We start from the raw sequence: 13195 nt of genomic DNA on the forward strand, positions 1-13195 counted from the left end.
ACCATGTAACCAATATAACCGGTTACATGACTGCCGCACTGAACTGGAAACTGGTCATCGACACGCGGGACGCCCAGCCCCTGGCCGACTTCTGGGCCGCGGCGCTCGGCTACGTGGTGGAGGACCCGAGCACCCTGATCAGCCACCTCCTCTCCACGGGCGACCTCCCCCAGGCCGCCGTCACCGAGCACCACGGCCACCACGTCTTCCGCGGCTACGCCGCCGTCCGCCACCCCGACGACCCGTACGACCCCTTCACCGGCATCGGCAAGGGCCGCCGCCTCCTCTTCCAGGACGTCCCCGAACCCAAGACGGCCAAGAACCGCCTCCACATCGACATCCACTCCGGCCCCGACGGCCTGGAGGCTCTCACGGCCCGCCTGGAGACCCTGGGCGCCACCCGCGTCGAGGAGTTCGACAGGGGCCCGGCGGGGCATTGGTGGGTGATGCGGGACCCGGAGGGCAACGAGTTCTGCGCGGCGTAGGCGTGGGCGTCGACCGGGCGGCGGTGACATGATCGCCTCTCGACCAGGGGGAGGTTCGCGGTGGGGAGTCGGAGTTGGACGCCGAAGGTGCGCGAGGCGCTGACGGCTGCCGGCTGGGCACCGGGCAGGAAGGTCGACACCGGGGCCTGGCGGACGCTGTTCGCGGAAGCGGGGCTGGTCATGCACGAGGCCGCCGAGAGTTTCCTCGCGGAGTTCGGCGGGCTGTACGTGAGCGTGCACGGCCCCGGGATCAGTGTCGCCCGGACTCCCTTCGAGTTCGATCCCGAGCTGCTGGTCGGTGAGGAGGGCCGGTTCGAGGAGTGGGGCGAGGAGATCGGGCGTCACCTCTTTCCCCTGGGCGAGCTGGACGAGGGGCGGCACTTCCTCGGCATCGACGAGTTCGGCGAGATCTATCTCGTCGAGATGTGGGTGGGCAGTTTCGGCCGGATGCCGGAGGCCATGGAGAACCTGGTCCTCGGGGTCAAGCCGCGCCGCCTCACCGGCTGAGTCAGGCTGACCCGTGCGGGAGCGCCATGCGTCCCGGAGGCCGCGACGGAGTCGGCCACCGCCACGGCGACCGGCTCCCGCCAGGAGGCCCTCACCCGCTGGACCGCCCTCACCGACGCCACGGTCACCCCGCTCGGGACTGCGGCGCACCACTCCCCCCACCGAACGCGCACGCCCCACCTCACCGGAGCCTCCCCTGCCGTGCGCCCGGTTCAGGCCCGCAGCCCCCGCATCACCAACTCCACGACCGCCTCGAACTGGGCCTCGATGTCCGGCTGTCGCCAGACGGGGGCGTAGGAGGGGTCGTGGAAGCGGGCGGTGGCGTGGAAGACGGCTCGGGCAGCCGGGGCCGGGGCGGTGGAGGTGAAGGTGCGGGCGTCGACGCCGGACTGGACGATCCGGGCCAACTGGCCGGTCAGGTCGGCGATGTGGGCGCCCACGGCCTCGCCGTTCTCCTCCGCCAGGACCTGGTACGTGGCGAACAGCTCGGGGTCGTCGCCGGCCTTGCGGCGCTTGGCCTCGAAGAGGGCGGCGAGCCAGGCGCGCAGCCGTGCCTCCGGGTCGCGGTCCTCGGCGGCGATGGCGGTCAGGGTCGCCGTCGTACGGTCCAGCCAGCGCTTGGTCACCGCCTCCCGCAGCACCGCCTTCGTGCGGAAGTGCCGGTAGACGCTCCCATGGCTGACACCGAGCGCGCGGGCCACGTCGACCACGGTGGCCTTGGCGGGCCCGTGGCGGCGCAGGACGTCCTCGGTCGCTTCGAGGATGCGCTCGGCGGTCAGGGGCTCGGAGGTCGGTGACATGGAGGGAACCGTACCCGGCGGACGGATCAGCGCTCGCTGTCGAGGTGTGCCATCTGGGCCGCGGGGTACCGGTCGCCCGCCGCCGCGTCGGCCGGTACGGCGTCCTCGATCGCCGCGAGGTCGGCCACGTCCAGGGTCACCTCCAGCGCGCCCAGCGCCTCGGCCAACCGGTCCCGGCGACGGGCCCCGACGAGCGGGACGACGGTCGTGTCGTGGCGCGGCCCCTGCGACAGCACCCAGGCGATCGCGATCTGCGCGACCGACACCCCCTTCTGCTCGGCGACCTTCCGCAGCGCCTCCACCAGGTCCAGGTTCCGCTGGAGGTTGTCCCCCTGGAAGCGGGGCGAGAACGCCCGGAAGTCGTTGGCCGCCAGCCGGCGGTCACGGGCGAAGTGCCCGGAGATCAGGCCTCGCGAGAGAACCCCGTACGCCGTGACCGCGATGCCCAGCTCGCGCGTCGTCGGCAGGATCTCCTCCTCGATGCCGCGTGAGATCAGCGAGTACTCGATCTGGAGGTCCGCGATCGGGGCCGTGGCGGCCGCGCGACGGATCGTCTCCGCGCCCACCTCGCTCAGGCCGATGTGGCGGACATAGCCCTTCTCCACCAGTTCCGCGATCGCGCCGACCGTCTCCTCGATCGGCACGTCGGGGTCGACCCGCGCGATCCGGTACACGTCGATGTGGTCCGTGCCCAGGCGCTGGAGGGAGTACGCGGCGAAGTTCCGCACCGCCGCCGGGCGGCCGTCGTACCCGGACCAGCCTCCGTCCGGGTCACGCAGCGCCCCGAACTTGACGCTGGTCAGCGCCTGCTCCCGGCGGGCGGCGGGCGCGGCGCGCAGGGCCTCGCCGATCAGCAGTTCGTTGTGGCCCATCGCGTAGAAGTCGCCGGTGTCGAGCAGGGTCACGCCGGCTTCGAGGGCCGCGTGGATCGTCGCGATGGACTCGGCCCGGTCGGCGTCGCCGTACAGCGCGGACATGCCCATGCAGCCGAGGCCGAGGGCGGAGACCTGGGGGCCGGTGGATCCGAGGGTGCGGGTCTGCATCGTGGTCGTCATGCCACCACGATGACATGACAGCTGACAGATTTCAATATCTGTCAGCTGTCATGTGTCAGAAGTCGGGCGTCGAGTGTTGGGCGTCGAGTGTCGGGCGCCATCCGTCAGACGCCTCCTCACTCGTCACTCGTCACTCGTCACCCGTCACCCGTCACCCGTCACCCGCCGACCCTCAGCCCTGTCGACCCTCAGCCCTGTCGCAGCGGTATCGCCAGGTCCACCACCTGCCGCCCCTTCCCGAAGCTCCCCGTCGAACTCGCCTTTCCTGTCAGCAGGTTGATGCTGAACACTCGCGTCCCCGTCACCGCGTACCCGGCGTTCACCCCGCTCCTCGCCGAGCTGTAGATGTCGAACCCGGAGCGCGGCGGCGCGTCGACGCCGAGCTTTCCCGTGGGGGCGAGGTTGCCCGCGTTGGCCGGGGACTGGACGGAGACCTGGTCCTGCGTGGTGTCGAGGTCGAAGAGGGTGGTCGCGGTGGTGGCGTCGAGGTCGTTGTTCGTGTACGCCGCCCCGGTCACCCCCTGAGCCGTGGCCCCGGCCGTGGCGGGCGGGACCGGCGGGTTGGTGAGGGTGCCGTCGACGGCCGTGGTGCCGGCGGCCGGGGCGCCCTGGGGGTCGTCGAGGTTGTGGCGGAGGTTCTGGCCGGTGTCGCTGATCACGCGGAGGCGGTTGGCGGCGGGGTTGAAGTCGACGCCGTACGCCTCGCCCTGGAGGGCGACCGTGAGCTGGGAGACCTTGGTGGCCTTGGCGCCCACCTCGCGGAGGGTGTAGATGCCGCCCTTGTCGCCGACGCCGTACAGCTTGTTGTTCTGGACGCGGTAGTCGATGCCGACGAGCCTGGTGTCGCCCTTGAGGCCGCCGACCTTGCCCAGCGGGACGGCCGCGCCCGGCCTGTCGACGCGGAAGACGACGAGCCGCCGGTCCGCGGTGAGGCCGATGGCCTTCAGCCCGCCGGGCACCCGCGCCCCGCCGCCGAGGCCGCCCCCCTTGGACTCGACGCCGGTTCCGATACCGGCGGCGTCGCCCTCCGAGGCCCCGGCCGACGCCGGGGATCCACCCAGGGCCCCGGAGCCGACCGCGCCGACCGTCCCGATCGCCACCGCCATCGTGAGTACACCGATGATCGCTTGCTTGCGCATGTAAGCCCCCGTGAGACGCGCGGCCCGCCCCCTGCGGGCCGCATGCCTCTCCTTCGGAACCGGGGCAGGTCCGGATTGGTGGGTCGTACGAGGAATTTCCGGGTACTACCGACGTTTCCGTGTCGTTCTGTTGGATACCGTTCATCCGCTCTCGGAGAATTCGAGGTGCCTGTCACCGGCCCCGCGGCCCCAGGAGGGCGTATGACCATCCGCATCGCCACCTTCAACGCCGAGAACCTCTTCCGCCGGCCCCTGGTGTTCGGCCTCGACGACGAGGAGCGCCGCAAGGAGATCCTGGACGACTTCAACGAACTGGTCGGTCTCCTCGACAAGGAGATCTACCAGGACGCGGACAAGGAGCGGATCGCCGAGCTGATCGTGAAGCACGACGCGCACGACTCGGAGCCCGGCAGCGAACGGCCGTTCTTCGTCAACCAGCCCCGAGGCGGCGCCAAGCTCTACACGGTCTCCCCGACGGGCAGTCCCGTCATCAAGATCGTCGCCAAGGGGCGCCCGAAGTGGTCCGGTTGGGCCGACCTGGTGCGGGGCGACCTCAGCTGGGACGCGGTGGAGAACACCGCCCGGGTGATAGCGGAGGTGGACGCGGACATCCTGCTCACGGTCGAGGTGGAGGACCGCCTCACCCTGGACCGTTTCAACACCCAGGTGCTGGGCGGCGCGGTGGGCCACGACCCGTACCCGTTCAACCTGCTCGTCGACGGCAACGACAGTCGGGGCATCGACGTCGGCATCCTCAGCCGGTTCCCGATCACGTCCGTGCGGTCGCACATCTTCGATCCCGGCGCCGACGGCAACCCGGTCTTCAGCCGGGACTGCCCCGAGTTCGAGGTGGAGGTCGGCGGAGAGCCCCTGTGGATCCTCGGCAACCACTTCAAGAGCAAGGGCTTCGGCCGCGCCTCCGAGAACGACAAACGCCGCAAGGCCCAGGCCAAGAGGGTCGGGGAGATCTACGAGGCCGCCCTCGAACGCTCCTCGCGGGTCGTGGTGGCCGGCGACCTCAACGACTTCCTCGCCAGTCCCCCCGTCAAGCTGCTCCTCGACGCCGGCCTGCGCGAGGCCATGACCCACGAGAGCTACGGCACCCAGCCTCCGGGCACCCACGGCACCGGCAAGCGGGACGAGCAGAAGCTCGACTACCTCATGTTCAGCCCGGAGTTGTGGGACCGGGTGACGAACGTGGGCGTGGAGCGCCGGGGCATCTGGGCCCCGAGAACCTTCCCGTCCTTCGCCACGGTCACGTCCAAGGCGAACCAGGCCTCCGACCACGCGGCCCTGTTCGCGGACCTGCGCATCTGAACCAGGCCCTGTGAACGCCGAGTTCCCCGCACCCCGAAGGGGCGCGGGGAACTGCGCGACCAGCCACGGACAACCAGCGGCCGGCCCATCACCCGAGCCGGGCAGACGCGAACCCGGCGACCGGCATCACGCGCCGATGAGGCGAGCCGCGAGGTAACCCTCGATCTGGTCCAACGAGACCCGCTCCTGCTTCATCGAGTCCCGCTCACGCACCGTCACCGCGTTGTCGTCGAGCGTGTCGAAGTCGACGGTCACGCAGTACGGCGTACCGATCTCGTCCTGGCGACGGTAACGGCGCCCGATCGCACCCGCGTCGTCGAAGTCGATGTTCCAGTTCTGCCGCAGCGCCGCCGCGAGCCCCTTCGCCTTGGGGGACAGCTCGGGGTTGCGGGACAGCGGAAGGACCGCCACCTTCACCGGGGCGAGGCGGTGGTCGAGGCGCAGCACCGTCCGCTTCTCCAGCTTGCCCTTGGCGTTCGGCGCCTCGTCCTCGGTGTACGCGTCGAGGAGGAAGGCCAGCATGGTGCGGCCGACACCGGCGGCGGGCTCGATGACGTACGGCACGTACCGCTCGCTCGCCTCCTGGTCGTAGAACGACAGGTCCTGGCCGGAGGCCTTGGAGTGGGCGGAGAGGTCGTAGTCGGTGCGGTTGGCGACGCCCTCCAGCTCACCCCACTCGTTGCCGCCGAACTGGAAGCGGTACTCGATGTCGGCGGTGCGCTTGGAGTAGTGGGAGAGCTTCTCCTGCGGGTGGTCGTACCAGCGCATGTTCTCCTCGCGCAGACCCAGGCCGGTGTACCAGTTCCACCGCTCCTGCATCCAGTACTCCTGCCACTTCTCGTCCTCGCCCGGCTTGACGAAGAACTCCATCTCCATCTGCTCGAACTCGCGGGTGCGGAAGATGAAGTTGCCGGGCGTGATCTCGTTGCGGAAGGACTTGCCCATCTGGGCGATGCCGAACGGGGGCTTGCGGCGCGAGGTGGTCTGCACCTGGGCGAAGTTGGTGAAGATGCCCTGGGCGGTCTCGGGGCGCAGGTAGGCGATGGAGCCGGTGTCCTGCGTGGGGCCGAGGTGGGTGGAGAGCAGACCCGAGAACTGCTTGGGCTCGGTGAACTGGCCCTTGGTGCCGCAGTTGGGGCAGTTGACGTCCGCGAGGCCGTTCTCCGGCAGGCGGCCCTTCTTCGCCTCGTACGCCTCTTCCAGGTGGTCCGCGCGGAACCGCTTGTGGCAGGAGGTGCACTCGGTGAGCGGGTCGGAGAAGGTGGCGACGTGACCGGAGGCGACCCAGACCTCGGAGGCCAGGATGACGGACGAGTCGATACCGACCACGTCCTCGCGCGACGTCACCATGTAGCGCCACCACTGACGCTTGATGTTCTCCTTGAGCTCGACACCCAGCGGTCCGTAGTCCCAGGCGGCACGCTGGCCGCCGTAGATCTCGCTGCACGGGAATACGAAGCCACGGCGCTTGCTCAGGCTGACGATGGTGTCGATCTTGTCGGCGGCCACGGTGCTCTCTTCATTACGACGACGGGCGACGAAGCGATGCGCTCCTGCGGGGCAGCGGATGCGCTTCAGAGCGAATGCTTCAGATTACCGGCGGAGGCTGCCCTGCAATCAAATCGGTTCGGGTCCAGACCGGACATAGGCCTTACCAAGGGCTTACCACCAGGCTTGTTGACAATCGTTTCCAGACAAGATGAAAATGACTGTCATGAACGTAGTACGACGACGAGTCCTGATACCCGCGGCCGCGATCGCGGCCGCCGCCCTGAGCCTCACCACTCTCTCGGCCTGCTCCACCGACAGTGCCGCCGCAGGCAACACGGACAAGTTCGACGTCGTCGCGTCGTTCTACCCGATGGCCTTCCTCGCCGAGCAGATCGGCGGGACACACGTGAACGTCACCAGTCTGACCGAACCCGGCCAGGAACCGCACGACCTGGAGATCAGCGCCCAGCAGACGGCCGCGCTCCAGGAGTCGGACGCCGTGCTCTACCTCAAGGGCCTGCAGCCCTCCGTCGACGACGCGGTCTCGCAGTCCGAGCTCAAGACGAAGATCGACGCCGGCACGCTGACCGCCATGGAGCACCACGGCAACGAGGTCGGCGGCCACGCGGACGAGCACGACGAGCACGAGAACGAGGAACTGGCCGGCAAGGACCCCCACGTCTGGCTCGACCCCGTGAAGTACGCCGAGATCGCCAAGGGCGTCGGCGCCGCCTTCGAGAAGGCCGACCCGGACCACGCCTCGACGTACAAGACCAACACCGAGGCCCTGGTCGAGAAGCTGGGCGCGCTGAACGACCAGTTCGAGAACGGTCTGAAGAACACCGACACCAAGGTCTTCATCACGACCCACGCAGCCTTCGGTTACCTCGCCGAGCGTTACGGCCTCACCGAGGAGGCCATCTCCGGCCTCGACCCCGAGTCCGAGCCGAGTGCCGCCCGGGTCAAGGCACTTGAGAAGATGGCGAAGGCCGACGGCGTGACCACCGTGTTCTACGAGACACTGGTCAGCGACAAGACCGCGAAGACCATCGCCGCCGACTCGAACCTCAAGACGGACGTCCTCGACCCGATCGAGGGCATCACCGAGAAGTCGCGCGGCAAGGACTACTTCTCGGTCCAGGAAGCCAACCTCACGGCGCTCCGGAGCGCTCTGGGAGCCAAGTGATCACTCGGAGGCAGCAGGCATGAGCGAGCCCGTCATCGCGTTGCGCGGTGTCCGCGCCGAACTGGGCTCGCGCACGGTCCTGCGCGGCATCGACCTCACCGTGCACCGCGGTGAGGTCGTCGCGCTGCTCGGCGCGAACGGCTCCGGCAAGTCCACCGCCGTACGCACGGTGATCGGACAGGTACCGGCCAGTCACGGCGAGATCGAGCTGTTCGGCACCCCGCGGCGCCGCTTCCGCGACTGGCGGCGCCTCGGGTACGTGCCGCAGCGCACCACGGCGGCGGGCGGTGTCCCGGCGACGGTGACGGAGATCGTGGCCTCGGGCCGCCTCTCCCGCACCCGCCTCGGCATCCTCCGCAGGTCCGACCACGAGGCGATCCGCCGGGCCCTGGACATGGTCGGCATGGCGGACCGCGCCAAGGACTCGGTGAACGCCCTCTCCGGCGGCCAGCACCAGCGCGTCCTCATCGCCCGTGCCCTCGCCTCCGAACCCGAGCTGCTGATCATGGACGAGCCGATGGCGGGCGTCGACCTGGCCAGCCAGGAGGTGCTGGCCGCGACCCTGCGCGAGCAGGTCGCCAAGGGCACGACGGTGCTGCTGGTCCTCCACGAACTGGGCCCGCTGGAGCCGCTGATCGACCGCGCGGTGGTGCTGCGCGACGGCTGCGTCGCCCACGACGGCCCGCCCCCGAAGGCGGTCGGCCAGCACGCGCTGCCCGGCCACGACCACGTACACCCGCACGCGGCGCCGGGCACCGAGCCCGTCCGTACGGGCCTGCTGAGCTGAGAAGGCGATCGCGATGGACATCCTCAACTACGCCTTCATGCAGCGGGCCCTGCTCGCCGCCGTCCTCGTCGGCATCACCGCCCCCGCGATCGGCATCTACCTCGTCCAGCGCCGCCAGGCCCTCATGGGCGACGGCATCGGCCACGTCGCGATGACCGGCGTGGGCCTCGGTTTCATGCTCTCGTGGTCCCCGGTGTGGATGGCGACGCTGGTGGCCGTGCTGGGTTCGGTCCTGATGGAGCTGATCCGCTGGTACGGCAGGACACGCGGCGACATCGCCCTCGCCATGCTCTTCTACGGCGGCATGGCGGGCGGTGTGATGCTCATCAACCTCGCGCCCGGCGGCACCAACGCCAACCTGATGTCGTTCCTCTTCGGCTCGCTCTCGACCGTGTCCCAGCAGGACATCACCGCGATCTGCGTCCTGGCCGCGTTCGTGATCGTGATGACGCTGGCCCTGCGGCGGCAGCTCTTCGCGGTCAGCCAGGACGAGGAGTTCGCCCGGGTCACCGGCCTGCCGGTGCGCGCGCTGAACCTGCTGACGGCGGTCACGGCGGCGGTGACCGTGACCGTCGCCATGCGCGTCGTCGGGCTGCTGCTGGTGTCCGCGCTGATGGTCGTCCCCGTCGCCGCCGCGCAGCAGCTCACCCGCAGTTTCGCGGCCACCTTCGCGGTCGCCGTCGCCCTCGGGGTCTCCGTGACCATCGGCGGCACGGTCACCTCGTACTACCAGGACGTGCCGCCCGGCGCGACGATCGTGCTGCTCGCCATCGCCGCCTTCATGGTGCTCACGGCGCTGGCGACACCGCTGGCCAGGCGGCGGGCCAAGGCCCTGGAAGCAGCCGCCGGCGACCCGGCGGAGTGTGTGATCCCGGGGGCCCGTGAGGCCGCCGGGGCGGGGGGCGCCAGGGACACGGTTCCGGCCGGCAGGGGCTCCTCCGAGGCGTCCACGGGCTGACCGGCGTCCGACCGGGGGCGCTCCGGGCTGGCACAATGGCCCGGCAAGACCCCGCTACGTGAGGAGGCAACGGTGACGACCGCTGGACCTGTACGAGGTCGTTCCACCCGGCAGCGGACGGCCGTGGCCGCGGCACTGGACGAGGTCGACGAGTTCCGCAGCGCGCAGGAACTCCACGACATGCTCAAGCACAAGGGCGACTCGGTCGGGCTCACCACCGTGTACCGCACGCTGCAGTCCCTCGCCGACGCGGGCGAGGTCGACGTCCTGCGCACCTCCGACGGCGAGGCCGTGTACCGCCGCTGCTCGACCGGCGAGCACCACCACCACCTCGTCTGCCGGGTCTGCGGCAAGGCCGAGGAGGTGGAGGGACCGGCGGTCGAGAAGTGGGCCGACGCGATCGCCGCGGAACACGGCTTCGTGAACGTCGCCCACACGGTGGAGATCTTCGGCACCTGCGCGGAGTGCGCGGCGAAGCCGTCCGCTTAGGGCGTCGCGGCCGAGGCGGTGCTCCGGCTCGTTCCGATGGAGGCCCCGCGACCTGGTCGGGGTCGTCGCCCTACAGCCGGGTCAGGCCTTCGCGGTCGAGGACGGCGCGGAGCCGGTCGGCGTCGGCGGGGTCCATGAGGCCCCGCTTCGGCAGCACGGTGAGGCGGGGCGCGTGGGCGCCGGTGAGGAGAACGAAGGTGCGCGGGGTCTCCGCGTACCGGGACACCTGTGACCAGCGGGCCGGACGGTCGATGCCGTGGTCGTGCCGGACGGTCACGCCCCACAGGTCCAGCACGGTGCGGTGCAGTCCTCGGGCCGCCGCCCGCCGGTGCAGCAGGCGGGCCTGGAGCCGGGGCGGCAGGACGAGTCCGACGACCGCCGCCACCGGCATCACGAGGACCTGGGCGTCAGGCGTACGGCCCGACGCCAGCGCCACGATCGTCACGAGCGCGCCCGCCCCGGCGGAGAACAGCAGCAGCCCCTGCCCCCACCGGCCGACGGCCGAGGCGCGCGTGGACGCGCGGACCGCCTCACGGAAGTCCCCGACCGCCGCCCGGTACACCAGCTCGACGTTCTCCCCACCGGCCTCGGCCAACGGTCAGTCCTCCGTCCGGCCCTCCATCGCGAGGAGTTCCTCGTTCGGGATGGCGCCGCCGAAGCGGCGGTCGCGGGAGGCGAACTCCAGGCAGGCGCGCCACAGGTCACGGCGGTCGAAGTCGGGCCACAGCACGTCCTGGAAGACCATCTCGGCGTAGGCGCTCTGCCAGAGCAGGTAGTTGGAGGTGCGCTGCTCGCCGCTGGGGCGCAGGAAGAGGTCGACGTCCGGCATGTCCGGGTAGTACAGGTACTTCGCGAAGGTCTTCTCATTGACCTTGGAGGGGTCGAGCCGGCCCGCGCGGATGTCCTCGGCGAGGGCCTGGGCCGCGTCGGCGATCTCGGCGCGGCCGCCGTAGTTCATGCAGAAGTACAGGGTGAGCAGGTTGTTGTCCTTGGTCTGCTCCTGGGCGACCTGGAGTTCCTTGGCGACCGACTTCCACAGCTTCGGCATGCGGCCCACCCAGCGGACCCGGATGCCGAGTTCGTCGAGCTGGTCGCGGGTCTTGCGGATGAAGTCGCGGTTGAAGTTCATGAGGAAGCGGACCTCGTCGGGCGAGCGCTTCCAGTTCTCGGTGGAGAAGGCGTAGAGGGAGATGTTGCGGACGCCGATCTCGATCGAGCCCTGGAGGACGTCCAGCACCCGCTCGGCGCCGACCTTGTGCCCCTCGGTGCGCGGCAGCCCGCGCTCCTTGGCCCAGCGGCCGTTGCCGTCCATGACGATCGCCACGTGCTCCGGGACCAGCTCGCCGGGGAGCTTGGGCGCGCGGGCGCCGGACGGGTGCGGCGTCGGCGTCTTGTACTCGCGGCGCTGACGCCCGAGGAACCCGCGTACCACCATGTGCTTCTCGTCTCCTCTGTGGTGCTTACGACTTTTCCACGTACCGAAGGGAGCGCAGGCCGCGCTCCAGATGCCAGTGCAGATAGGCGGACACCAGCCCGCTGCCCTCCCGCACGTGCCGCGGCTCGCTCGCGTCCGCGGTCTCCCAGTCTCCCGTAAGAAGCGCGGCGAGCAGTTCCAGCGTCTGCGGCGAGGGTACGACGCTGCCGGGCACCCGGCAGTCCACGCAGACGGACCCTCCGGCGGCGACGGAGAAGAACCGGTTCGGTCCGGGCATGCCGCACTTGGCGCAGTCGCTGAAGCTGGGGGCGTAGCCGTTGACGGCGAGCGAGCGCAGCAGGAAGGCGTCGAGGACGAGGTGCGGCGCGTGCTCGCCGCGGGCGAGGGTGCGCAGCCCGCCGACGAGCAGCAGATACTGCTGCACGGCGGGCTCGCCCTCGTGGTCGGTGAACCGCTCGGCGGTCTCCAGCATGGCCGTCCCGGCGGTGTAGCGGGCGTAGTCGCTGACGATGCCGCCGCCGTACGGAGCGATGGTCTCGCTCTGGGTGCACAGGGGCAGTCCGCGTCCGATCAGCTCGCTGCCCCGCGCGAAGAACTGCACGTCCACATGGGAGAAGGGTTCGAGTCGCGCCCCGAACTTCGACTTCGTCCGCCGCACCCCCCGGGCCACGGCCCGCACCCGCCCGTGACCACGAGTGAGCAACGTGATGATGCGATCCGCTTCACCGAGCTTCTGGGTGCGCAGGACGACGCCGTCGTCGCGGAACAGACTCACCGCACACCCCCGGGAGTCTCCTGCTGGGGGTACGGGGGTCGTCCCCCGGGGGACTGCAGCATGATGCGATCCGCTTCACCCGGCTGCTGGGTGCGCAGGACGACGCCGTCGTCGCGGAACAGGCTCATGCCGCCCATTCTCGCCCACGGTCACCCCTTCAAGGGACCTCGCCTCTGCTGCGGGCGTTCTCGTACGCGGTCGCCGCGCGCAGCCGTTCTATGGTCGTGGCGGCCCGTACGGCGTCGGGGGCGCAGTCCCACTCCCTTCCTCCGCCGACCGGCCGCAGCTGTACGTACGGCCCCTCGTGGCCCATGACCCGGCCGACTCTCCCGGTGCGGGTGTCGACCGCGTAGGTACCGATCGCCGGCTTCTTCCCGTTACCGCTCACCGCAGGGCCGCCGCCGAAATGCCCGGTGAGGGGAGAACAATTCCCGCCCTACCGGCCGTCCGCCGCAATTCCTCCACCGATTCCTCCGCCTCTTCGACGCGTCCGCCGAGTGTCGTCCCCCGAGCCCTTCTCCTCCTGCCTTCGCAGTGCTCCCCCGCACCATCGAATTTCACTCTTCGCGTCTCGTCGGTGACGTGCCGTGTCTAAACTCGGCAGGAGTCTGTCCTGTACAACTTCCGGTCGGCACAAAAACGTTGGACCTTGACCGAAAGACCCGGACCTGCGCACAAATGCCGCGTATGTGAACGGTCGGGCCCGGGTTCCGCGCACGAGGATGCCGGGCGCCGACGCGGACCGGCGGTCGGCCTTCCAGGCGGCCCGTC

Annotated in this window: 16 protein-coding genes; 7 read left to right on the plus strand and 9 right to left on the minus strand. The window is 70.2% G+C overall.

Annotation, left to right across the window (positions count from 1 at the left end; genetic code table 11):
- Nucleotides 1-26: 26 nt before the first annotated feature.
- Both OG272_RS16485 and OG272_RS16490 read left to right on the plus strand, forming a co-directional pair.
- Entirely contained in the window at nt 27-485 is a 459-nt protein-coding gene (locus OG272_RS16485; RefSeq protein ID WP_327729778.1) for a VOC family protein, read from the plus strand.
- A 60-nt stretch (nt 486-545) separates the two neighbouring features.
- Nucleotides 546-992, plus strand: coding sequence for an SUKH-3 domain-containing protein (locus OG272_RS16490; protein WP_326582914.1), 447 nt, complete (start codon nt 546-548; stop codon nt 990-992).
- 212 nt (nt 993-1204) lie between these two features.
- Here OG272_RS16490 and OG272_RS16495 read toward each other — a convergent pair whose 3' ends face one another.
- The 3 genes from OG272_RS16495 to OG272_RS16505 form a co-directional block, all read right to left on the minus strand.
- Nucleotides 1205-1792: a TetR family transcriptional regulator gene (locus OG272_RS16495; protein WP_326582913.1), complete on the minus strand. Its 588-nt coding sequence runs from the start codon at nt 1790-1792 to the stop codon at nt 1205-1207.
- A 26-nt stretch (nt 1793-1818) separates the two neighbouring features.
- The gene (locus OG272_RS16500) at nt 1819-2847 is read right to left on the minus strand and encodes an aldo/keto reductase (RefSeq protein WP_327729777.1); all 1029 of its coding nucleotides are present in this window, start codon (nt 2845-2847) and stop codon (nt 1819-1821) included.
- 188 nt (nt 2848-3035) lie between these two features.
- A complete protein-coding gene (locus tag OG272_RS16505; protein WP_327729776.1) occupies nt 3036-3986 on the minus strand; it encodes a DUF4394 domain-containing protein in 951 nt (316 codons plus the stop codon).
- A 201-nt stretch (nt 3987-4187) separates the two neighbouring features.
- Between OG272_RS16505 and OG272_RS16510 the strand changes: the two genes are divergently transcribed.
- On the plus strand, nt 4188-5303 hold the full coding sequence (locus tag OG272_RS16510; RefSeq protein ID WP_327729775.1) for an endonuclease/exonuclease/phosphatase family protein: 1116 nt from the start codon (nt 4188-4190) through the stop codon (nt 5301-5303).
- 126 nt (nt 5304-5429) lie between these two features.
- On the opposite strand, the gene OG272_RS16515 is transcribed toward OG272_RS16510, so the two are convergent.
- Nucleotides 5430-6812, minus strand: coding sequence for a glycine--tRNA ligase (locus OG272_RS16515; RefSeq protein WP_327729774.1), 1383 nt, complete (start codon nt 6810-6812; stop codon nt 5430-5432).
- A 205-nt stretch (nt 6813-7017) separates the two neighbouring features.
- Here OG272_RS16515 and OG272_RS16520 point away from each other — a divergent pair, with 205 nt between their 5' ends.
- From OG272_RS16520 to OG272_RS16535, 4 genes are all read left to right on the plus strand, one after another.
- Complete coding sequence (locus OG272_RS16520; protein ID WP_327729773.1) at nt 7018-7980, plus strand: metal ABC transporter substrate-binding protein; 963 nt, start codon at nt 7018-7020, stop codon at nt 7978-7980.
- A gap of 19 nt (nt 7981-7999) precedes the next feature.
- Entirely contained in the window at nt 8000-8767 is a 768-nt protein-coding gene (locus OG272_RS16525; protein WP_327729772.1) for a metal ABC transporter ATP-binding protein, read from the plus strand.
- A gap of 13 nt (nt 8768-8780) precedes the next feature.
- Nucleotides 8781-9725 (plus strand): metal ABC transporter permease, encoded by a 945-nt coding sequence (locus tag OG272_RS16530; RefSeq protein WP_326582901.1) that lies wholly within the window; start codon nt 8781-8783, stop codon nt 9723-9725.
- Between the two features lie 72 nt (nt 9726-9797).
- Nucleotides 9798-10214 carry a transcriptional repressor gene (locus tag OG272_RS16535; RefSeq protein ID WP_326582900.1) on the plus strand — a complete coding sequence of 139 codons (417 nt, stop codon included), beginning with the start codon at nt 9798-9800 and terminating at the stop codon, nt 10212-10214.
- A 70-nt stretch (nt 10215-10284) separates the two neighbouring features.
- On the opposite strand, the gene OG272_RS16540 is transcribed toward OG272_RS16535, so the two are convergent.
- Genes OG272_RS16540 through OG272_RS16560 form a run of 5 tightly spaced genes read right to left on the minus strand, consistent with a single transcriptional unit; the run spans nt 10285 to nt 12812 of the window.
- Complete coding sequence (locus OG272_RS16540) at nt 10285-10809, minus strand: YcxB family protein (protein WP_326582899.1); 525 nt, start codon at nt 10807-10809, stop codon at nt 10285-10287.
- Between the two features lie 3 nt (nt 10810-10812).
- Nucleotides 10813-11649: an isoprenyl transferase gene (locus OG272_RS16545; RefSeq protein WP_326582898.1), complete on the minus strand. Its 837-nt coding sequence runs from the start codon at nt 11647-11649 to the stop codon at nt 10813-10815.
- 25 nt (nt 11650-11674) lie between these two features.
- Nucleotides 11675-12424 (minus strand): DNA repair protein RecO, encoded by a 750-nt coding sequence (gene recO / locus OG272_RS16550; protein WP_326582897.1) that lies wholly within the window; start codon nt 12422-12424, stop codon nt 11675-11677.
- On the minus strand, nt 12421-12552 hold the full coding sequence (locus OG272_RS16555; protein WP_327732396.1) for a hypothetical protein: 132 nt from the start codon (nt 12550-12552) through the stop codon (nt 12421-12423). Before OG272_RS16555 ends, recO begins: the two co-directional genes overlap by 4 nt.
- Before the next feature lie 29 nt (nt 12553-12581).
- The gene (locus OG272_RS16560) at nt 12582-12812 is read right to left on the minus strand and encodes a hypothetical protein (protein ID WP_326582896.1); all 231 of its coding nucleotides are present in this window, start codon (nt 12810-12812) and stop codon (nt 12582-12584) included.
- Nucleotides 12813-13195 lie beyond the last annotated feature (383 nt).

It is taken from the genome of Streptomyces sp. NBC_00104, from assembly GCF_045160825.1.
Lineage (GTDB): Bacteria > Actinomycetota > Actinomycetes > Streptomycetales > Streptomycetaceae > Streptomyces.